This window comes from Sphingobium phenoxybenzoativorans, assembly GCF_018286635.1.
GTDB classification, from domain to species: domain Bacteria; phylum Pseudomonadota; class Alphaproteobacteria; order Sphingomonadales; family Sphingomonadaceae; genus Sphingobium; species Sphingobium phenoxybenzoativorans.
The window spans coordinates 4,145,476-4,165,643 of record NZ_CP073910.1; the positions used below are offsets into that span (position 1 = coordinate 4,145,476).

General features: G+C 64.6%; 20 protein-coding genes and 1 pseudogene. 18 read left to right on the forward strand and 3 right to left on the reverse strand.

Features of this window, described 5'->3' with window-relative positions; translation table 11 throughout:
- The first annotated feature begins 2 nt into the window (after nucleotides 1–2).
- The 6 genes from KFK14_RS20610 to KFK14_RS20635 all read left to right on the forward strand — a co-directional run bounded on the left by KFK14_RS20610 (nucleotide 3) and on the right by KFK14_RS20635 (nucleotide 5,674).
- Nucleotides 3–1,424, forward strand: coding sequence for a bifunctional enoyl-CoA hydratase/phosphate acetyltransferase (locus KFK14_RS20610; RefSeq protein WP_030090401.1), 1,422 nt, complete (start codon nucleotides 3–5; stop codon nucleotides 1,422–1,424).
- Nucleotides 1,421–2,614 carry an acetate/propionate family kinase gene (locus KFK14_RS20615; RefSeq protein ID WP_030090400.1) on the forward strand — a complete coding sequence of 398 codons (1,194 nt, stop codon included), beginning with the start codon at nucleotides 1,421–1,423 and terminating at the stop codon, nucleotides 2,612–2,614. Before KFK14_RS20610 ends, KFK14_RS20615 begins: the two co-directional genes overlap by 4 nt.
- Entirely contained in the window at nucleotides 2,611–3,834 is a 1,224-nt protein-coding gene (locus KFK14_RS20620; RefSeq protein ID WP_030090399.1) for a phospholipase A, read from the forward strand. The genes KFK14_RS20615 and KFK14_RS20620 overlap by 4 nt, the downstream gene beginning before the upstream one ends.
- Before the next feature lie 140 nt (nucleotides 3,835–3,974).
- Nucleotides 3,975–4,547 carry an HdeD family acid-resistance protein gene (locus KFK14_RS20625; protein ID WP_021246274.1) on the forward strand — a complete coding sequence of 191 codons (573 nt, stop codon included), beginning with the start codon at nucleotides 3,975–3,977 and terminating at the stop codon, nucleotides 4,545–4,547.
- Between the two features lie 50 nt (nucleotides 4,548–4,597).
- Nucleotides 4,598–5,008 (forward strand): DUF2147 domain-containing protein, encoded by a 411-nt coding sequence (locus KFK14_RS20630; protein WP_021246273.1) that lies wholly within the window; start codon nucleotides 4,598–4,600, stop codon nucleotides 5,006–5,008.
- Between the two features lie 207 nt (nucleotides 5,009–5,215).
- Entirely contained in the window at nucleotides 5,216–5,674 is a 459-nt protein-coding gene (locus tag KFK14_RS20635; RefSeq protein WP_246525072.1) for a hypothetical protein, read from the forward strand.
- A gap of 84 nt (nucleotides 5,675–5,758) precedes the next feature.
- Here the strand turns inward: KFK14_RS20635 and KFK14_RS20640 are convergent, their stop codons facing one another.
- Both KFK14_RS20640 and KFK14_RS20645 read right to left on the reverse strand, forming a co-directional pair.
- Nucleotides 5,759–7,261: a phospholipase D family protein gene (locus tag KFK14_RS20640; RefSeq protein ID WP_051743722.1), complete on the reverse strand. Its 1,503-nt coding sequence runs from the start codon at nucleotides 7,259–7,261 to the stop codon at nucleotides 5,759–5,761.
- A gap of 44 nt (nucleotides 7,262–7,305) precedes the next feature.
- A complete protein-coding gene (locus KFK14_RS20645; protein ID WP_021690797.1) occupies nucleotides 7,306–8,163 on the reverse strand; it encodes a universal stress protein in 858 nt (285 codons plus the stop codon).
- Here KFK14_RS20645 and KFK14_RS20650 point away from each other — a divergent pair.
- The 3 genes from KFK14_RS20650 (at nucleotide 8,050) to KFK14_RS20660 (ending at nucleotide 10,157) form a co-directional block, all read left to right on the forward strand.
- The gene (locus KFK14_RS20650) at nucleotides 8,050–8,292 is read left to right on the forward strand and encodes a hypothetical protein (RefSeq protein ID WP_162180676.1); all 243 of its coding nucleotides are present in this window, start codon (nucleotides 8,050–8,052) and stop codon (nucleotides 8,290–8,292) included. The two genes, KFK14_RS20645 and KFK14_RS20650, sit on opposite strands and share 114 nt — an antisense overlap.
- 40 nt (nucleotides 8,293–8,332) lie before the next feature.
- Nucleotides 8,333–9,385, forward strand: coding sequence for a L,D-transpeptidase (locus KFK14_RS20655; RefSeq protein ID WP_246524721.1), 1,053 nt, complete (start codon nucleotides 8,333–8,335; stop codon nucleotides 9,383–9,385).
- Between the two features lie 121 nt (nucleotides 9,386–9,506).
- The gene (locus KFK14_RS20660; RefSeq protein ID WP_051749579.1) at nucleotides 9,507–10,157 is read left to right on the forward strand and encodes a hypothetical protein; all 651 of its coding nucleotides are present in this window, start codon (nucleotides 9,507–9,509) and stop codon (nucleotides 10,155–10,157) included.
- A 28-nt stretch (nucleotides 10,158–10,185) separates the two neighbouring features.
- Here the strand turns inward: KFK14_RS20660 and KFK14_RS24395 are convergent.
- Nucleotides 10,186–10,371 (reverse strand): annotated as a pseudogene (locus KFK14_RS24395) (DUF7079 family protein); the annotation flags it as partial.
- A 280-nt stretch (nucleotides 10,372–10,651) separates the two neighbouring features.
- Here KFK14_RS24395 and KFK14_RS20665 point away from each other — a divergent pair.
- The 9 genes from KFK14_RS20665 (at nucleotide 10,652) to KFK14_RS20705 (ending at nucleotide 20,110) form a co-directional block, all read left to right on the forward strand.
- Nucleotides 10,652–10,903, forward strand: a complete 252-nt coding sequence (locus tag KFK14_RS20665; protein ID WP_021246267.1) for a hypothetical protein — start codon at nucleotides 10,652–10,654, stop codon at nucleotides 10,901–10,903.
- Nucleotides 10,904–11,096: 193 nt separating this feature from the next.
- Nucleotides 11,097–11,798 (forward strand): VIT1/CCC1 transporter family protein, encoded by a 702-nt coding sequence (locus tag KFK14_RS20670; RefSeq protein ID WP_030538172.1) that lies wholly within the window; start codon nucleotides 11,097–11,099, stop codon nucleotides 11,796–11,798.
- 72 nt (nucleotides 11,799–11,870) lie between these two features.
- Nucleotides 11,871–12,560, forward strand: a complete 690-nt coding sequence (locus tag KFK14_RS20675) for a cytochrome b/b6 domain-containing protein (RefSeq protein WP_030538173.1) — start codon at nucleotides 11,871–11,873, stop codon at nucleotides 12,558–12,560.
- Nucleotides 12,561–12,638: 78 nt separating this feature from the next.
- Nucleotides 12,639–13,316 (forward strand): response regulator, encoded by a 678-nt coding sequence (locus KFK14_RS20680; protein ID WP_021246264.1) that lies wholly within the window; start codon nucleotides 12,639–12,641, stop codon nucleotides 13,314–13,316.
- A complete protein-coding gene (locus KFK14_RS20685) occupies nucleotides 13,313–14,329 on the forward strand; it encodes a sensor histidine kinase (RefSeq protein ID WP_021246263.1) in 1,017 nt (338 codons plus the stop codon). The genes KFK14_RS20680 and KFK14_RS20685 overlap by 4 nt, the downstream gene beginning before the upstream one ends.
- A 57-nt stretch (nucleotides 14,330–14,386) precedes the next feature.
- Nucleotides 14,387–15,499 (forward strand): efflux RND transporter periplasmic adaptor subunit, encoded by a 1,113-nt coding sequence (locus tag KFK14_RS20690; protein WP_030093018.1) that lies wholly within the window; start codon nucleotides 14,387–14,389, stop codon nucleotides 15,497–15,499.
- Between the two features lie 9 nt (nucleotides 15,500–15,508).
- Nucleotides 15,509–18,580 (forward strand): efflux RND transporter permease subunit, encoded by a 3,072-nt coding sequence (locus KFK14_RS20695; RefSeq protein ID WP_030538175.1) that lies wholly within the window; start codon nucleotides 15,509–15,511, stop codon nucleotides 18,578–18,580.
- On the forward strand, nucleotides 18,573–18,872 hold the full coding sequence (locus tag KFK14_RS20700; RefSeq protein ID WP_021246260.1) for a DUF3240 family protein: 300 nt from the start codon (nucleotides 18,573–18,575) through the stop codon (nucleotides 18,870–18,872). The genes KFK14_RS20695 and KFK14_RS20700 overlap by 8 nt, the downstream gene beginning before the upstream one ends.
- Nucleotides 18,872–20,110 carry a TolC family protein gene (locus KFK14_RS20705; RefSeq protein WP_021246259.1) on the forward strand — a complete coding sequence of 413 codons (1,239 nt, stop codon included), beginning with the start codon at nucleotides 18,872–18,874 and terminating at the stop codon, nucleotides 20,108–20,110. The genes KFK14_RS20700 and KFK14_RS20705 overlap by 1 nt, the downstream gene beginning before the upstream one ends.
- Nucleotides 20,111–20,168: the final 58 nt, after the last annotated feature.

Sequence of the window (20,168 nt, forward strand, 5' to 3'; positions counted from 1 at the left end):
CAATGACTGACGGAACCATGATCGAGAACCGCACCTTCGACGAGATAAAAGTGGGCGATACCGCCAGTATCTCGCGCACGCTGACCGAAGAGGACATCCAGCTTTTCGCGCTCGTGTCCGGCGACGTGAACCCGGCGCATATGGACGCCGACTATGCCGCGACCGACATGTTCCGCCGCGTCATCGCGCACGGACTATGGGGCGGCGGTCTCATCTCCGCCGTGCTGGGCACCGAACTGCCCGGCCCCGGCGCGATCTATCTCAGCCAGTCGCTGCAGTTCACGCGGCCGGTAGGCCTTGGCGACACGATCACGGCGTCGGTGACGGTGGCGGAAAAACGCGCGCACCATGATATCCTGTTCGATTGCCGCTGCGTCAACCAGGACGGCGAGGAAGTCATCAGCGGCCAGGCCGAAGTCAAGGCGCCGGCCGAGAAGGTCCGCCGCCCCCGTGCGGCGCTGCCGGAGGTCAGCCTGCGCGACCATGACGGCTACCGCAAGCTGATCGAGATGACCGCCAATGGCGTGCCGGAACCGACGGCGGTGGCTCATCCCTGCAGCGCGGCCGCCATGCTGGCCGCGATTGAAGCCGCCGAAGCCAATCTCATCATGCCGATCCTGGTCGGGCCGGAAGCGAAGATCCGCAAGGCGGCCGAAGACGCCGGCAAGGACATTTCGCCTTTCCGCATCGTATCCGCCGCCCATAGCCACGAAGCGGCGGCAAAGGCCGTGGACCTGGTGCGCGGCGGCGAAGCGAAGCTGTTGATGAAAGGCTCGCTCCATACCGACGAACTGATGGGCGCCATCGTGCGCTCCGCCACGGGCCTGCGGACCGAACGGCGGATCAGCCATGCCTATATCATGGACGTGCCGGGCCATCCGACGCCGCTCATCATCACGGATGCCGCGATCAACATCGCCCCGACGCTCGATGAAAAGGCGGACATCATCCGCAACGCCATCGACCTTGCCCATGTCATCGGCATCGAGAAGCCGAAAGTGGCGATCCTTTCCGCCGTGGAGACGGTCAATCCCGCGATGCAATCCACGCTGGACGCTGCCGCCCTGTGCAAGATGGCGGATCGCGGGCAGATCACGGGCGGCATTCTGGACGGGCCCCTGGCTTTCGACAACGCGATCAGCGAAGCCGCCGCCAAGGAGAAAGGCATCGTCTCGCTGGTGGCGGGCAAGGCCGAAATCCTCGTCGTGCCCAACCTGGAAGCGGGCAATATGCTGGCCAAGCAGTTGACGTTCCTGGGCGGCGCGGACGCGGCGGGCATCGTGATGGGCGCGCGCGTGCCGATCATCCTCACCAGCCGGGCCGACAGCCTGCGCACCCGCCTCGCCTCCTGCGCGGTCGCGGTGCTGATGGCGCGCGCCGCCACCAAGGCCGCGCCCGGCCTGCCGGGAGCGGCGAGCGCATGAAAGCCGTCGTCGCCATCAACTCCGGTTCGTCCAGCATCAAGTTCTCGCTGTTCACGCTCGATGGCCGGGACGGGCTGACGCTCTCGGCAGGCGGCAAGATCGAGAAGATCGGCATCGCGCCCAGCCTGCGGGCCCGCTCCGCGACGGGGGAAACGCTCATCGAGCGGGACTGGCCGGACGGCGCCGCGCTCAGCCATGCCGACCTGCTTATGGACCTCTTCGCCTGGGCAGGAGACCATCCGCTGGAAGGGCGGGACGTGATCGCCATCGGCCATCGCGTGGTGCATGGCGGCCTGGACTTCGTCACGCCCCGCCTGGTCGATGCCGACCTGCTGGACAGGCTGGAAACGCTGTGCCCCCTCGCCCCGCTGCATCAGCCGCACAACCTCGCGGCGATCCGCGCGATCGCGAAGCTGAAACCCGACCTGCCGCAGGTCGCCTGCTTCGATACGGCCTTCCACCACGACAAGCCGGACGTCGCCTCGCGCCTGGCCATCCCGCGCAAGTTCCACGATCAGGGCATCCGCCGCTACGGCTTTCACGGCCTGTCCTATGAATATGTCGCAATGCGTCTCGCGGAGATCGACCCGGCGCTGGCCGCGGGCCGCGTGGTCGCGGCGCACCTGGGCAACGGGGCCAGCCTCTGCGCCATGCGGGACTGCAGGAGCGTCGATACGACCATGGGCTTCACTGCGCTCGACGGCCTGGTGATGGGCACGCGCTGCGGCACTATCGATCCCGGCGTGATCCTGCACTTTCAGCTCCGCATGGGCATGAGCGCGGCCGATGTGGAGGACATGCTTTACCGGCAGTCCGGCCTGCTCGGCGTGTCCGGCCTGTCGAGCGACATGCGGGCGCTCGCGGCCAGCGATGCGCCGGAAGCGGAAGAAGCCATGGCGCTGTTCGCCTGGCGCGCCGCGCGCGAGACGGCCGCGCTCGCCTCGTCGATGGGCGGGCTGGACGGCATCGTCTTCACCGCCGGGATCGGAGAGAACGACGCCGCGATGCGCCAGCGTATCTGCGCACGCCTCGCATGGCTGGGCGTGGAACTCGACGAACAGGCGAACGCTGCCGGCGCCCCGCTTGTCAGCACGCCCGGCAGCCATGTCGCGGTGCGCGTCATTCCCACCGACGAGGAACGGATGATCGCGCTCCACACCTTGCACGTGCTGGGGGAGAATCCATCATGAGGCGCGCGATAAGCCTTGCCACCATCGCGCTTGCCGTCCCTGCCGCGGCTCATGCCGCATCGCCCGTCGAAATCCTGATCAGCGATGCCGGGCAGGAGGACGAAACCGGCGCTGTCCTAGTCGATCTGCGCCTGCTCAATGACAGCGGCGATCCGCAGGGCATGGCCCTTCCGGACCGCATCGAAGCGCAGGTGGAGCAGAGCGGCGTCTCTCGCACCGCCTGGCTGGAGCGCATGGCGACGACGCCTCCAAACCCGATCATTCCACCTGGCGGTTTCACGCGCGCGACCTACCGGCTTGCGCGGAGGACCAATCTGTCGCTGGAAGGCGCCGCGATCTCCGTTCCCGCATGGGGCACGCGGCAGATCACGCTGGCATTGCGGCCCGCGGACCGAGGGGCGCAAATAGCCACGAACACCTCCGCGCAATCCGGGCCTCCCAACGCGCCGGGGTTGGAAAACAAGGCTGTGCCGCCTCCCTCGGACCGGTCGGCGGGCAACGCCTTTTTCGCCAACCTGTCGGCCTATGAACCGATCTATGCTGTCTATGGTCCGGGCACCGACAGCGCCGCACGCATCCAGATCAGCTTCAAATATCAGATTTTCGGAACGAGACGCGCCCAGGGCTTGCCACTTTCCTGGCGCGACGGACTGCATTTTGCCTATACCCAGCGCATGTTCTGGGATCTTGGCGCGGATTCCTCGCCGTTTCGTAACATCGACTATCAGCCGGAACTCTTCTACCTGACCCCTTCAGCTACGTTGACACGCGGCATCTCGCTGAGCGCACAGGGCGGCTTTCGCCATGAATCCAACGGTCGCTCCGGTCTCGATTCCCGCAGCCTCAACACGCTCTATGTGGCGCCGATGGCCGCCTTCCCGCTCGGCGGCGGCTATCGCCTGTCGGTAGCTCCGCGCTTCTCCCTCCTTGTCGGCGACAAATCCGACAATCCCGATATCCGCCGCTACAGAGGCAATAGCTCGCTCTTCCTGGAAGTCGGGAAAGATGACGGCCTACGCCTTACGACATCCACGCGGTTCAGCGTCTCCAGCGGCAAAGGCGCACTCGCCGCCGATTTTTCCTATCCGCTCTCGCGGCTATTGGGCGGGGGACCCGACTTCTATCTCTTCGGCCAGAGCTTCATCGGCTATGGCGAGAATCTGCTCGACTATGATCGCCATACGACCCGTTTTCGTCTGGGCGTGGCACTGGTGCGTTGAAACCCGCCTTCATGCACATCACGCACTTGAGCGACGCCTCCTGCGACATCAGCGCTTCCTGCTCGACTTGAGGTTGCACTCTGGCAATAGTCGACACGCTCACAGCAAAAGTTCCGAGTCACCAAGAAGGAGCCCTTCACATGCCGTCACAATCGAGGCGCTATTCCAGCCCCTATGGTATGGCCGACCCGGCATTGGAGACCAGTTGGGGCTGGGTCCTGGCTTATGGGCTGCTCGTGATCCTGATCGGCGTTTTTGCGCTCCTCAACCCAATCGCGACGGGCTTCGCGACAGGTGTTTTCCTTGCCGTGGCGCTCCTCATATACGGAATACTGGCTATCGCGGCCGGGTTGTCCTCGCTCTCCCGGCGCGCACGCTGGATCGAGATCCTCCTCGGCGTGCTGAGCCTCGTCGCGGCCGCCATCACTTTCTTCAATCCCTTCGCCGGGGCCTTGACGCTCGTCGCGCTGATCGGCGCCTGGTTGCTCATCATCGGCGTTTTCGAAATCGTCGGCGCATTCCAGTCTGCGCATGACCGGGGCTGGCGCCTGCTACTCGGCGTTCTCGACACTGTTCTGGGCGGTCTCCTCCTGTTCAGCGATCCCGCGACCGGACTTGCCTTCCTGGCATTGGCGGTCGGCCTGAGCTTCCTGCTGCGAGGAACCTTCCTCATCATCCTCGCCATGGGTCTGCGCCGCATCGGTAAGCTATAGACTTAGTGCGGCAAGGGTGCCCTGCCCCGAACAACAAAGGAAACGCCAGGATGATCGGAGGATACAAACCGCTTTCGGTCTTGCTCATCCTGGCGGCAACGGTCGGAAATGCTCCGGCATCGAGCATTTCCGGGACTATCTGGCGCAACCCTGCAAACAGTGTGCATATCCGCGCGCAACCGTGCGACGACAGGATGTGCGGTGTCGTCGTCTGGGCTAACGACAAGGCGAAAGCCGATGCGCGCAAGGGCAGCCCGGATCCTCTGGTGGGCGCACAGCTGTTTCGTGATTTCGAGCAGGAGCAGCCCGGCGTGTGGCGCGGCCGCGTTTTCGTGCCCGATATCGGCCGGACCTTCACCGGGCGCGTCACGGTACTCGACAGCAACAGGCTCGAGGCGAACGGCTGCCTCGTCGGGCGCATCGGGTGCCGGTCGCAGATCTGGACGCGCGTCGAGAAGTAGACGCATGGATTGACAGGCTGAAAGACACCTCTCCCATCCGGCTCGCTGACCCTGCGCAAATGCGATAACGCCGAAGGCGAAATGACCGCGTGCCTGATTCTCTTCCTGATCGTCCTTGGTATCAACCTGTTGCCCGCGTTCGGTCCCCCGACATGGTCGATCATCGTTCTCTATGGCCTGACGACCGATCTGCCTGTCGCCTTGATCGTGTTCATTGGCGCGCTCGCGGCCGCTCTTGGACGTTTGCTGCTTGCCTGGGGCTTTCGATTTCTCAAGGACTATTTGCCCGCGAAACAAAAGCGCAACCTCGAAGCAGCGAAAAAAGTCGTCGAGGACCGACCGAAAAGCGCGATTTTCGGGCTCGCGTTGTTCGCGCTCTCTCCGCTTCCCTCGGCGCAACTGTTCGAAGCGGCCGGCCTTGCGGGTATCAGGCTGGGGAAGTTCACAGCAGCGTTTTTCGTCGGGCGTCTCGTCTCCTATTCGATCTATGCCGCGACAGCAGGCGTGATCCGCAAATCGAGCCTGGGTGACGTCTTTACCGAGCGCCTCACCAGTCCGTGGGGCATCGCGATGCAGATCGGCATGATCATCCTGCTTGCTGCGCTCGCCCAGATCGACTGGAGCAGATTTCTGCGCTCCGACAACGATCCGCGCTCAAGCGCATGATCTCAAGGAAACAGGTCCCCGTCGCAGACGGTCCATTCGTCGGCAACACGCAAAATTGAAGACGGCGCCGAAAGCCTGCTTGGGTCAAAGCTGCGATTCCAGCGGCAGAAGGCCAATGGCCTGTGCGGTTAGTCTGCGCCAGAACGAGGCTTCCGGTTCCCGGTCGTATCGGACGGGCACGCCGTTCCGGCTCCCGGCCCATGCCACGTCGCCATCCGACGTCAGACAGACCTCATAGCTGCGGGAGGGCGCGGTATCGCGCTGCCAGATGGCAGCCATCTTCCGGGCCAGGGCCTCGGACTCGAAGAGGACGCCCATTTCCGTGTTGAGGGAAGCCGAACGAGGATCCAGGTTCATCGAGCCGATGAACCCCATATGCCCGTCGGCAGTGAAAGCCTTGGTGTGCAGGCTTGCCCGGCTCGATCCTCGCAGGGAAAAGTCCCGCTCCTGATGCTCGGGGCGCAATTCCCAGAGCTTGATCCCTGCCTCGAGCAGCGGAACACGGTAGCGCGCATAACCGCCATGGACCGCGGCGACATCGGTTGCCGCAAGAGAATTGGTCAGGACCGAGACCGAAACCCCCTTTGCCGCAATCGCGGCGAGCGCCGCCGTGCCTTCCTCGCCGGGGATGAAATAGGGCGAAGTGATTTCAAGCCTTTCCCGCGCCGCATCGAAGACCGGCAGCAGGTCGTGCATCAGCCAGTTCTTGCCCTCCTTGCCCAGCACCTTGCGCGGCGGATCGGCGATCACGCGGGCGGCGCGAGTCCAGTCGGGCCGCGTGGTCTCGGGATCGAGAAGCGAGAGCCGTTTGGCGATGCGCTCCAGATAGGGGCGCGCGGCAGCCTCATTGGCAGCGTTGCTCAATTCGGCGGCGATCCGCGTCAGCGCCGCGCCAGGATCTTTCAAGGGCGAAAGCCTATCGACCGGCAACGCCAGGCCGCTGTTCCAGTAATCGTCGAAGATCTTCTCCGTCTGGGCGACGGCTGGCCCCATCACCAGCACGTCCATGTCGCGGAAATTGGTTTGCGTCGCGGCATCGAAATAGGCGTCGCCGATATTGCGCCCGCCAAGGATGGCAACGCGGCCATCAGCGATCCAGGCCTTGTTGTGCATGCGCCGGGTCACGCTGAAGGCGCGCAGCATCATTTCGATGCCGCGCCGCAAGCCGCCCTGCCGCGCCCGGGTCGGGTTGAAGATACGGATCTCGATATGCGGATGATGCGCCATGGCGATCATCGCATCAGATGTATGGCTGGTGCCGATGTCGTCGATCAGGATCCGCACCCTGACGCCGCGATCGGCCGCGGACAGGGCCTCGGCCAGAAGAAGGCGGCCGGTCAGATCGTCGTGCCAGATGTAATACATCAGATCGAGCGAGCGCTCGACCTTGCGCGCCGACAATCCACGTGCCGCGAAGGCGTCGAGATTCTCGTCCAGCAAAAGCAGGCCGCTCTCACCGGGGTGCGCATCCGTCGTGGCGCCGATACGCTGATCGAGCGGCGTCCGGCCGCGTTCGATCGACAGTGCGTAGGAAGGCTCCCCCTGCGCGCGACTGGCGAACAGGCCGTAGACCCAAGTCGCGAGCATCGACGCCGCGACGAAGCCCAGGCAGGCAAGGATGACGATCCGGATCAGACGGCAGCATCCGCCTGCGGCTGCTGGCGCACGAGCAGGACATCGCAATCGAGACGGCTGAGCAGCGCCCGCGCCGTGCTGCCGAGCACCGCCACCGTCAGGGCCGATCGACCGTGCGTTCCGATCACGGCCAGGTCGGTTTCGCTCAGCTTCACATGATTGCGGACAACCTCGCAAACCTCGCCATAGTCGACATTGATATCCAGCCTGTCGCGTGCGTCGGCGGGCAGATCGGTCCTGTCCAGAAAGGCATCCAGATCATAGGCTATCCTGGCCTGCAGCGCAGCTGCCGGCCCTTCCCGGCCCCGAAGTGCCTCCAGCGGCACGTGATAGGCGTGAACGAGAGTGATCTCGGCAGCGGGGAATGCGGCCATGGCCGTGCGAAGCGCCTGGGCCGAGCAGCCGGAGAAATCGGTTGCGACCAAGACCCGGCGATAGTGGTGCTGGGTCTTTTCCTTCACGATAAGCACCGGCGCATGAGCATGGCGTATCATGCGCTCCACGGTCGTGCCGATCAGGAAATCCCCGATATCGTCATGGCGCGAGATGCCGGTCACGATGAGATCCGCCCCGCATGCGGTTGACGCTTCCAGCACCGCCTGCGAGACGGCGCCGGTGGCGAGGCGTGTCTCGACCGGAATATCCGGGTCCGCCACCTCCGCCCGCAAGCGGGCATGAAGGCGACTCTCGGCGGCCTGCAGTCCGTCGAGCATGTCTGCGGGATCGGGATCCCTCTGAACGTGGAGAAGAACCAGATGTGCGCGCCACTCGCTCGCCAGCTGTATCGCGCGGTCGCGGGCTCGGTCGCAGCGACCGCTAAAATCGGTTGGAAACAGAATCGTTCGCGGGGTCATATCGACGCAACATATCAGCAGTGGTCCGCCAACCAAGGAACGTGTCGCCGTGTATTTGCAGGACGGACAGAAATGTTCTTCGGCAAGGATTCGCTGGCCGTCGCGAAGCAGACCGATATTATGGCCTGATCAGAAGAGGATGGATAAAATCACAACACCAGACATCATATTGCGAACCCCGACGCTCACTGCCGTGGCAACGGCCGGCGCATCCCACGCACCATCGACACGCTTCTCGCGCCGAACGCTTCTTGCCGGCACCATGACTGCCGCGCTCTGCCTGACCGCCGCTCCGATCCGCGCTATGGCGCTTGATCCAGGATCGATCGCGGCGAGCGTGGAAGCGTTACGGCCAGGAGAGTTCCTGTGGGCGCCCGAAGCGGCTCCCGATGGTCCGGTGGTCATCATCGTCAGCCTCGCCAGGCAGCGGGCCTATGTCTATCGCAACGGCGTCCTGATCGGCATCTCGACCGTTTCCACCGGCGCAGCCGGCCACGAAACGCCGACCGGGGTTTTCACCATCCTCCAAAAGAAAGTCGCGCACAGATCGAACCTCTACAATGACGCGCCGATGCCCTACATGCAGCGCCTCACCTGGGACGGGATTGCCATGCACGCCGGCAATCTTCCGGGCTATCCCGCCTCGCACGGATGCATCCGGTTTCCCCTGACGTTCGCCGAGCACCTCTATGATGTCACGCAGCTTGGCCTGACGGTCATCATCACGCAGGCAAGCGAGATTCCGCGCTTTGCCCCAGCTCCCCGTATCCTGCAGGATACGGCCCGGCGCTCGTCGTTCGGGAATGCCTTTTTGACGGTCTGGCAGCCAGAGAAAGCACTCACAGGGCCGATCTCCATAATCGTCAGCGCGGCGGACCAGCGCGCCGTGGTGTTGCGAAACGGCATCGAAATCGATTCGGCGCCTGTCGCCATCCGCGGCAAGATCTCCGGCCTTCAGGCCTTCAACCTCGCCTCCATCGACGAACACGGGACGCATTGGATGTTCCTCCCTGTATTTGGCGGTGCACAGACGGGGGAAGTCTCGCGGCAGGACCGGGAGCGGCTAATCCTTCCCGAGGACTTCAGACGGGGCCTGCTGTCGGTGCTCAAACCGGGAAGCACGCTGATCGTCACGGCCGATACCCTCGAAAGCGGGAGTACAGGCACATCCCTGACCGTGCTCACGGGCGAGGATGCCCAAGCGGATACAAACGAACGATGACGTTGCGCAATCCCGACTTCGCGTCCATCGCAGCGTCTTACCGCCTGATTCCAAACAGCCCCCTGCCATAATTGCGAAGACCGGCCTAATTACGACATACTCACCAGAGGATTTGACTTCGATGTCCCGATCATTGCGCGTTCCAGTTTCCCTTGCCGCCGCCATCCTGCTGGGGCTGTCCTCGGCGGCTCCGTCACTGGCTGAAACCGCGCCCGCTGCGCCGCCTTCGGCCGACGCCACGGCAATCGCGGTACCCGACGGATTTGAGTTGGCGCCGGACGGCACAACTCTTGTCCACGTGGCCAGCGGCCTGCGCTTCCCGGAGGAATTCGAGGGCTTTACCCGCCTCAGGGAACGGGCATTCGATCCGGGCGGCGAGTATATCGCCATCGGCTACGACCGGCCACTCGGCACCGGCGACGATCGCATCGTGGTGCGGATGGCGGTGGTCCATATCGACCAGATGTCGCCACGCGACCACTATATGATCATGCGTCAGGCTACGATGTCCCATTTTGCCGCGCCGACCATCGTGTCGGAAGGACCGGCGACGATCCCAACCAATCGCCGCCTCAAGGCCTATCGCGGAACTTTCACCGGCTATCGCGACGGCAAACCATGGCGTTCCAGCCTGACGACAGTCGACTATGGCTATTGGAGCGGACGCATGACGGCCGCCTATCCCGAAAGCGAAGCTGCCGAAGCTGAGAAATATCTTGGCGTGCTGCTGGCGGAAATCCGCGCGCAGCGCCCAAAGGCGCCGAAACGGTAGACTGGGGACGATGCCCGCGCGAAACCGCTCACTTTGACGGAGCAAGCAGCGAGAGGAGGCGCCGCCAATCTTGTTCGATCATCCGCCAGCGAAAAACGGCAAGCATGTGGGTCAGCAATCGGGAAAGATAATTCCTTTCCCGTGATCGGGCTACGATTTCGTGGACCTCCCTTTCGGTCCACGGCTTCCATTGTCCAGCGACGGCGATCATGTTCGAGCGGAAGGCCGTATCACTTCATCTCGCAATATACGCTCGGTTTCCGTTATCCGAATGGGGATTGCCGCAGTTATTGAGCGACGCAGTGCAAGTTATCCTTGCCCAGTTCGGCTCCCGTTCCGCTATTTCCTGGGCTGGAAGCTGATGCGGCTTGTAAGCCCCTCTAACGCGCCTCTCACTCATACGCGACGTTCCGCAGCGATCAAAGCGGCCTGATAGGCCGCATCCTCACCCATAATCGCACGCGCTGTCGCGATTAGTTCAGGACTCGCATTACGTGGACGACCCGTATCGAACGGGGGGCTGGATCATATTCGATCGCGAGTTACGTAATTTTTGCAGTCTCTTCACCCCGAAGTTTCGCAAGAAGACGGATTCCGAAATCGATCCCCGCGGTCATGCGAAGGCCAAAGCTGTGAACATAGCCGTCATGCACGTCGAAACCATATTGGAGGCAGCCGTCGAACCGGATGATCTGGAATTGGCGCTGCCTCTCATGAGCCGCCTGCAGGAGGCCATGATCACATGAACTAGGCCGGGTCTCTCCAATCTCTATGGATTCAAGCGTGACGGCCCCTTCACCGAGTGCCGATTTCAGCGTGGTGCGACAAATGTAGACCGATTCAAGTAGGGATTGCTGAGCTATGCCGGCTACCAATCATCGTCAGGGTTTCGTCAGGAAAGACTGTTGAACTTTTTCACGGCATTTTACGAAGGACACCATGAGCCGACTAAGATCCCATCCCGAACGCCATGCGGTGTCACGCATCGGCTGGCTACGCGCGGCAGTGCTGGGAGCCAATGATGGGATCGTTTCGACCGCGAGCCTCATCGTCGGCGTCGCAGCCTCCGGCGCGGGCAAGGCCAATATCCTGGTCGCAGGGATGGCGGCGCTGGTGGCAGGCGCCATGTCGATGGCCGCCGGCGAATATGTCTCGGTCAGCTCTCAGGCGGACACGGAGAATGCCGACCTCGCCCGGGAAAGAGGTGAACTCGCCGTTCAACCGGTGCTCGAGCATCAGGAACTGGCGGACATCTATGTCAAACGCGGTCTGAATGAGGAACTGGCCCGGCAGGTAGCCGACGAACTAATGGCAAAGGATGCGCTGGCCGCGCATGCCCGCGACGAACTCGGCATTTCCGAAGTCGTGACCGCCCGCCCTATCCAGGCCGCGCTCACATCCGCCGCAACTTTCAGCACAGGCGCCCTCATGCCCCTGTTGTTGGTCGCCGTCGTTCCGCATGATAGCCTCGTCGCAATCGAGGTCGCGGCAACCCTGTTGTTTCTCGCACTGCTGGGCGCGCTTGGCGCCTGGGCCGGGGGCGCCCGCCCCATGAAATCAATCCTACGGGTCACATTCTGGGGCGCGCTGGCCCTGGCTGCGACCGCGGGCATCGGGAGGCTGTTCGGAACAGTGGTTTGAACCACGCTGCTCACATCGTCAGGATTCGGTCAGTGAACACCCGTAGCCCTTCCAGCTGGAAAGGCGAACGTGATGACAAATTCTGAATATACAAGGACATTCAAGGTTTGGGACACGCCGCTACGGCTATTCCATTGGCTGCTGGTCCTAGCGATCTCGATCGCGTTTCTCTCTTCCGACGACGATAGTCCGATCGCATCGTGGCATATGGTCGCAGGATGGTCTGCTGCTGCCTTGCTTGCGTTCCGTCTGATCTGGGGCTTCGTCGGAGGCGAGCATGCCCGGTTCGTGAATTTCATTCGGCCAACAGCAATCGCCACCCATGCACGCGACCTTCTAGCTGGCCATCCTCGACGTTCCGTGGGTCATAATCCACTGGGCGCGATCGCAGTCGTGGCGCTGATCGGATTGACCGGAATCGTCATCTGGAGCGGCAGCAGCGTTGCGGCAGGCGGCATGGACAAAGACCTTCATGAAACCCTCGCCTACAGCCTGCTTGCTTTGATCGGGCTTCATGTCGGCGCCGTGCTGTTGATGTCGCTGCTCACCGGCGAAAACCTTGTTCGCGCGATGATCAGCGGCCGCAAGAAGAACAGCCTCTATCCGAATGTGCGTGAGGCTCGGGGACCAGGCTTGTTTGCGGCTCTACTTGGTGCCGCAGCGATCGTTCTGGCAATCATCGCCATTGTCATGGTGGATCCGACCGCCTTCGCGCCGCAGCAACGCCATTCCCATCACGGTTCGCACGAGGAAAGGGATTGAAAACATCGGTTGATGGTCTGGTAGAAAGCTTCAATCCTTCTTGCCTTTCGTTCCTGGTGGAAAGTCTACATTAAACCCATGCGCCTTCTCATCGTCGAAGATAATGAGCGAATGGCGGCACTGATCGCCGACGGTCTTCAGCGCCGGGGCTTCGTGTGCGATGTTGCCCATGATCTCGCACAAGCCGACGCTGCGATGGGCAGCGCGAGCTATGATGCCATCATACTCGACCTCGGCCTGCCCGACGGCGACGGGATCGACTGGCTCGCGAGCCGCCGAAAATATCAGCAGATGCCGCCTGCCATCATCCAGACCGCGCGTGGGGCGCTGGAGGATCGCGTCACCGGTCTCGATTCCGGCGCAGACGATTATATCGTCAAACCCTTCGAGATCGACGAGCTCGCCGCGCGCATCCGCGCCCTGCTGCGCCGGCCTGGCGTTCGAACCCAGCCCGTCATCGAAGTCGGCATGCTGCGTTTCGACACGGCAAGCCGCTCTGCCAGCATTGGCGATCGCGAGATCGACCTTTCGCGCCGCGAGGCGGACCTTCTGGAACTGCTGATGCGGCGAGCCGGCACGGTGGTCCATCGCGAAGTGATCGAGAACGCGCTCTACAGCTTCAACGATCCGGTGACCCCCAATGCGGTCGAAGCCGCCATTTCGCGTCTGCGCCGCAAGCTCGAAGACACGGGCGTGGCCGGCGCGCTCCATACCGTTCGGGGTGTCGGCTATATGCTGAAGGACGGGAAGGCATGACCGTGCAGCGCTCCATCTCACGGCGCCTCAAACGCGGTTTGGGCCTGATTGGTGTGGCGGGCACCGTTCTGCTGCTGGCGGCGGTCGCCTTCTTCTACAGTGTCACCTTCACACATCTCGATGCACGCGCGGCGATGATCCGCGCGATCAAGGAAATGCTTGAGCATGTCGCTCTGCCGCTTGTCGTCCTGCTCGTTCCCGTCGCGATCATGGTGCTCCGAGTGATCCGCCAGGCCTTCGCACCGCTGGAAGATGCCGCCGCCCGGATCGAGGCTGCACAGGGCCACGAACGAGGGTTCCGCATCGATGCGTCGCAAATGCCCGCCGAGGCGCTACCCTTCGTCTATGCGGTCAACGATCTGTTGGCGCGGCTCGATCAGGCCGCGCGGCGGCAGGAAGCGTTCGCCGCCGACGTCGCGCACGAGTTGCGCACGCCGCTCGCCCTCCTGTCTCTCGAACTCGACCGGCTTGACTATGACGACGCCGCGCGCCTCAAGGAAGACGTGGCGGCCATGCGCCGGCTGATCGACCAACTCATGCTGCTCGCGCAGATCGACGCGGCGGAGGCCGCCCAGACCGCTCCCGAACAGGTGTCACTCGCGGATGTGGCGAGCGAGGTCGTCAGCGCCGTGGCGCCGGGGATCATCGCACAAGGCAAGCTGATCGCGTTCGATACCCGCGGTCAGGCTGCGGTCGTGAACGGCAGGCGCGAAGCGATTGCGGCAGCGCTGCGCAATCTGATCGAGAATGCCGCGCGCGTGACGCCGGCTGGTGGCACGATCCAGGTCTTCGCCGGCCCCCACGCGCTATTGGGCGTGCGGGACGAGGGCCCTGGGCTGGCGCTCGAAAGGTTGCGCGACCTTGTGCAACGCCACCGCCGCGCCGACCATGCGAGCAAGGATGGCGCCGGCCTCGGCCTCGCTATCGTCGACCGGATCATGGCGGCCCATGGCGGCACGCTTGAGACCGATCCGGCCGACCGTGAACTGGTGCTGCGTTTTCCCGCGACCTGATCTTCAATCCTCATATCCCGTCAGGGTTCGGTCAGGAACGCTCCCTAGCCCGAGCGCATGTCCAGACGATACACCCTCATTGCGGGCGCCGCGACGATCGCCTTGATTCTATCAGGCCTGTGGTGGTTCGCCAGTCGACCGGTCGAGACGGGCAACTCCGCGCCGGCAAGCAACGCCCAACCGACAGATGGGATCCTGGCGGTGGATGCGCGCCGCGCCGCGCAGATGGGTATCCGCCTTATGCCCGCGACGGCAGCCGCGGATGCGGCGCTCGCCACCATCCCCGCGATGATCGAGCCTCCCGCCAACGCCCGGGTGGCGGTGGCCGCGACCTTTCCCGGCACCGTGTTGCGGACTCTCGTGGTCGAGGGCGACAGCGTGCGGCGGGGCCAGCCGCTGGCGATCATCGCCAGCCGCGACGTGCTGACGATCGGCGCGGACCTCAGCCGCGCGAACGCGCGGCGTGGCGTAGCCGAGGCCAATGCCGCGCGGCTCTCCCTGCTCAGCCGCGAAGGCATCATCGCAGGCGCGCGCGCTGACGAAGCCAATGCCATCGCAGCCGAGGCTCGCGCCGACGTTTCGGAAAAGTCGCGCATCCTGGCGATGGTGGGCGGTCATGGCGCCAGCGGCTCCTATACGCTGACGGCTCCTATCGCGGGTCGCGTCACCAGCGCCTCCATCCAGACCGGCAATCCGGTGGACGGCACCACCGCGCCCTATGTGATCGACGCGACGGATCGCTATGAAGTGGTCGGCCAATTGCCCGAACGGCTGATCGGGCAAGTGCGCCCCGGCATGAGCGTGCGGCTACTTCCCAACCTCACCGGCCGGATCGTCGCGGTGGGAACGGCCATCGATCCCGCGACCCGTTCGGCCGGCCTCAAGGCGGAGATTCCGGCCGGACCCGGTGTTGTCGCGGGGCGCGCAACCAGCATCGTCATCGTCGGCCCGGCGCCGGCGGGCGCGGTCAGCGTGCCCGATACGGCGGTCACCATGATCGACGGCAAGCCGGTTGTGTTCGTGACCGCGCGCGGCGGCTTTGCCGTGCGCGCCGTGACCGGCGGCAGCGGCAGTGATGGCCGCACGGTGCTGCTCTCCGGGATCAGGCCCGGTGAACAGGTGGTGGTTTCCGGTACGAGCGCGCTCAAGGCGCTCGCCACCGCGCAATAGGCTCTCCCGATGCTGCGTTCGCTTGTCGCCACCGCGCTGTCCTATCGTCTGCTCGTCCTGATCCTTGCCGCCGCCACGGCCGGGCTCGGGGTCTGGGCTTTTGTCAACTTGCCGGTCGATGCCTATCCCAACATCGCGCAGACCCAGGTGAAGCTGATCCTCAAAGCCCCCGGCATGACGCCGGAGGAGGTCGAGAGCCGCGTCATCACGCCGATCGAGACGGAGATGCTCGGCATTCCCAACCAGGCGATCCTGCGCTCGAGCGCCAAATATGCCATCGCCGACATAACCATCGACTTTACCGACGGCACCGACATCTACTGGGCGCGCCAACAGGTCGCCGAACGGCTGGCGGGCGTGACGGGCGATCTGCCTGCTGCCGTGACCGGCGGTCTCGCGCCGATCTCGACGCCCCTGTCCGACGTCTACATGTTCACGATCGAAGGGCCGCTGTCTCTCCAGCAGAAACGCGAACTGCTCGACTGGACGATCCGCCCGGCGCTGCGCACAGTGCCCGGCGTCGCGGACGTGAACGCGCTGGGCGGCTATGTTCGTACCTTCGAGGTCCGGCCTGATCCGGTGGCGCTGGCGAGCGCGAAGCTCTCGATCTCCGATCTGCGCACCGCGATCGAAAGCGGCAATCGCAATGACGGCGCGGGGCGCCTGACCGATGGCGAGGAATCGCTGATCGTCCGAGCCGTGGGCGCGATCCGCAGCGTGGAGGATCTGCAAACGCTGGTCATCGCCAGCCGGGACGGCCGCATCGTCCGCCTGGGCGACGTCGCCACAGTCGGCACCGGCAGCCTCACCCGCTATGGGGCGGTGACGCGCGGCGGCAAGGCCGAGGCGGTGGAGGGCCTGGTGATCGCGCTGCGCGGCGCGGATGCGCGGGCGGTGGTCGATGGCGTGCGGACGCGGCTTGCCGGGCTTCAGCACAGCTTGCCCGCAGGCACGCAGATCCATGTCTTCTACGATCGCTCCGATCTGATCGGGCGCGCGGTCGGCACGGTCGAGGAGGCGCTGCTGGAAGCGACCGTGCTGGTCGTCGTGCTGCTGATCCTGTTCCTCGGCGACTGGCGTGCGGCCACGATCGTCGCGGCGACCCTGCCGATGGCCGCGCTCATCACCTTCCTGTTCATGCGCGGCATGGGGCTGTCCGCGAACCTCATGAGCCTCGGCGGGCTCGCCATCGCGATCGGGATGCTGGTCGACGGCGCGGTGGTGGTGGTCGAGAATGTCGTCGAGCGCCTGAGCCATGCCCAGGGCGAGGACACGCCCCGACTCAACCACGTATTCCGCGCAACCAGCGAGGTGATCGTGCCGGTGTCGGCGGGCATCGTCATCATCGCGCTCGTGTTCCTGCCCCTGCTTTCGCTGCAGGGGCTGGAGGGCAAGCTGTTCGCGCCCGTCGCGCTCACCATCGTCTTCGCGCTCGCGGGCTCCCTGCTGCTCGCCCTGACGCTGGTGCCGGTCCTTGCCTCCTTCAGCCTCAGGAGCGGCCATCATGGTGAGCCATGGATCATGCGGCAGATCGGCCCACGCTACCAGGCGCTGCTCGACGCGGCGTTCGCGCACAAGAAGCTGGTCTATGGTCTCTCCGCCACCGGGCTGGTGCTGGCGGGCCTCGCTTATGGCGCGGCCGGGAAGACCTTCATGCCGACGATGGACGAAGGCTCGGTGATCGTGCAGCTTACCAAGCTGCCCTCGATCAGCCTGGACCAATCGGTGGCCGGCGACATGGCGGTGCAGCGCGCGCTCCGCACCGTGCCGGAGGTGGAGGACGTGATCGCCCGCGTCGGCTCCGACGAGATCGGTCTCGATCCGATGGGACCGAACGAGACCGACAGCTTCGTCCAGTTGAAGCCGCGCTCGCAATGGCGCGGGGACAAGGATTTCGTCGTCGGGGAAATGCGCAAGGCGCTGGACGGCCTGCCCGGTATCCAATCGAGTTTCACCCAGCCGATCGAGATGCGCGTCTCGGAGATGCTCACCGGCGCGCGCGGCGATCTAGCGGTCAAGATTTTCGGGCCTGACACCGCAACGCTCGCCGAGCTCGCGGGTCGGATCCAGCATATCCTGTCCGGCATCCACGGCTCATCGGAGGTCCTGACGGTCGCCAACGACAATGTGGACTATCTCCAACTCGACATCGACCGCGCGGCAGCGGGGCGGTTCGGGATGCCGGTCGACCAGCTCCAGGACGCGCTGCGCGGACAGGTCGAGGGCGTGCGGTCCGGGGTCGTGGCCGAAGGTCAGAAACGCATTCCGATCGTCATTCGCGGTGACGACGGCATCCGGAGCGATCCGGCCCGTTTCGCCGACCTGCAATTGCGCACGCCCGATGGCACGCTGGCGCGTGTCAGCGACATGGCGCGGGTGGAGCGCACGCAGGGACCGGTGAAGCTCGATCACGAGAACGGCTCGCGCTTCGCGCTGGTGCAGGCCTTCGTCTCCGGCCGCGATCTGGTCGGCTATGTCGATGAGGCGAAGGCGCAGGTCACCGCCAAGGTACGGCTACCGGCAGGCTACAGCATCGTCTGGGGCGGTCAGTTCGAGAACCAGCAGCGCGCATCGGCCCGGCTGATGATGGTGGTGCCCGTAGCGCTGGTGTTGATCTTCCTCGTCCTGCTGGCGGCGCTGCGCTCATTGCGCGCCGCGCTGCTGATCCTCTCCAACATCCCCTTCGCGATGGTCGGCGGGCTGATCTCGCTGTGGCTGTCGGGCGAGTATCTCTCGGTCCCGGCGTCGGTGGGGTTCATCGCCCTGCTCGGCATCGCCGTGCTCAATGGGTTGGTGCTGGTGGCCTATTTCCGCCAGTTGCGCGCCGACGGGGTGGGTATGGCCGAGACCGTGCGCCTGGGCGCGCAGCGTCGGCTGCGACCGGTGCTGATGACTGCCGGCATCACGGCCTTCGGCCTCGTCCCCCTGCTGTTCGCCAGCGGGCCGGGGTCCGAGATCCAGCGGCCGCTCGCGATCGTGGTGATCGGCGGCCTCATTACCTCCACTTTGCTGACGCTGGTCCTGCTGCCGATCCTGTTCGAGCGCTTCGGGGAAAGCGCCGGGGAGGCCGCTAATGCCTGACCTGCTGTTCACCCTCCATTGCGCCACCCGCGATACCGAGCTTCTCGTGGACGCGATCCGCGCCGTCTCCCCCACGCCAATCCATGTCCGCGGGGAAGCTGTGCGAGGTCGCGATTTTGGCGATGCGGGAACCGCCGAGCGCGTGTCGGGCGAATTGAAGCGTTCGACGCTCGAACTGATCGTGAGCGCGGACGCGGTGCCCGACCTGCTCCGCACCGTAAAAGACGCGCGGCGCGATCTGCCGGTCCGGTGGCGCACGACGCCCCTGCTCGATCATGGAAGGATCGCCTGATGCGGATCGTACTCGCCGCTCTCGGCCTTCTGACGGCCGCGCCTGCCCTGGCCCAGCATACCGATCTGCCGCCTGCCGACAAGGTCAACGAAGCGCTCGACAATCACCCCAGCGTCGCCGCCGCAATTGCGCGCGTCGAAGCCGCACGGGCACGCGGCGATATGCTGCGCAAAGGCCCCCACGAAGTGACGGTGAGCGGCAGCTACATTCGCCGAACCGTCGATCGCGAAGGCGGGTTCGACGAATTCGATACGACAATCAGCCGCCCATTCCGCCTGCCGGGCAAGGCCGCGCTCGACCGCGAAGCCGGTGCGCTCGGCATTGAGGTCGCGGAAAACCAGATGGAGGATGTCCGCCATCAAACCGCGCTGCTGCTGGCCGGCTATTGGCACGACTGGCTCACTGCGGGAAGCCATTATCGCAACGATCTCGACAGCGTCCGCGGGCTGGAGGAGGCAATCGCCGCCATAAAGCGGCGGGTCACGCTGCGAGACGCCGCCCAACTCGACCTCGACCAGGCGCAGGCGGCGCTGGCTCAGGCGCGCGCGCAGGCCGCATCGTCACTCTCGCTGCGCGAACAGGCGCGCGTGACCTTCGCAGCGTCCTTTCCGGAAATCCCGCTCCCCTCCGAACCACCAGAACTGGCCGACCCCATGCTGCCCGCCCAGGGGCTGGAAGCGATGCGCGACCTGGTAATCGAGCGCAGTCACGAGATCCGCGCCGCCGACAAGGAAGCGCAGCGTCTGAACGTGACTTCGCGTCGGGTGCGAGCGGATCGCATCGCAGACCCGAGCTTCGGCGTCCGCCTGTTCAGCGAGCGCGGCGGCGCGGAAGCCGGCGCGGGCGTGGTGGCTTTAATCCCGCTCGGCGGTGGCTATCGCAGAGCCGCAGCCGATCAGGCGTCAGCCGAGGCCAATGCCGCGCGCATGGAACTCGCGGCCGTGCAGCGCAGCATCGAGGCGACCGCCAATGCCGACCTTTCCAACGCGCACACCCGGCTCGATGCCTGGCGCAATGCCGACGCTTCGGCGCGCAGCGCCGGCGACGCCGCCGAAAGGACGGTGCGCGGTTACCAACTCGGGCAGATCGACCTCTCCGATATGCTCTATGCCCGCCGGCAGGCCAATGACGCGCGCCGAATGGAAATCGAGGCGCGCTCCGAAGCCGATCGTGCTCTGCTCAAGATCCAGATCGATTCCCACAGCATCTGGGCACCAGATGAAGCGGGGCACGACTAGCTAACATACGGCAAGCAAACATTCTCGACATGAAACGAGCCTGCACTTAGAGGATGCT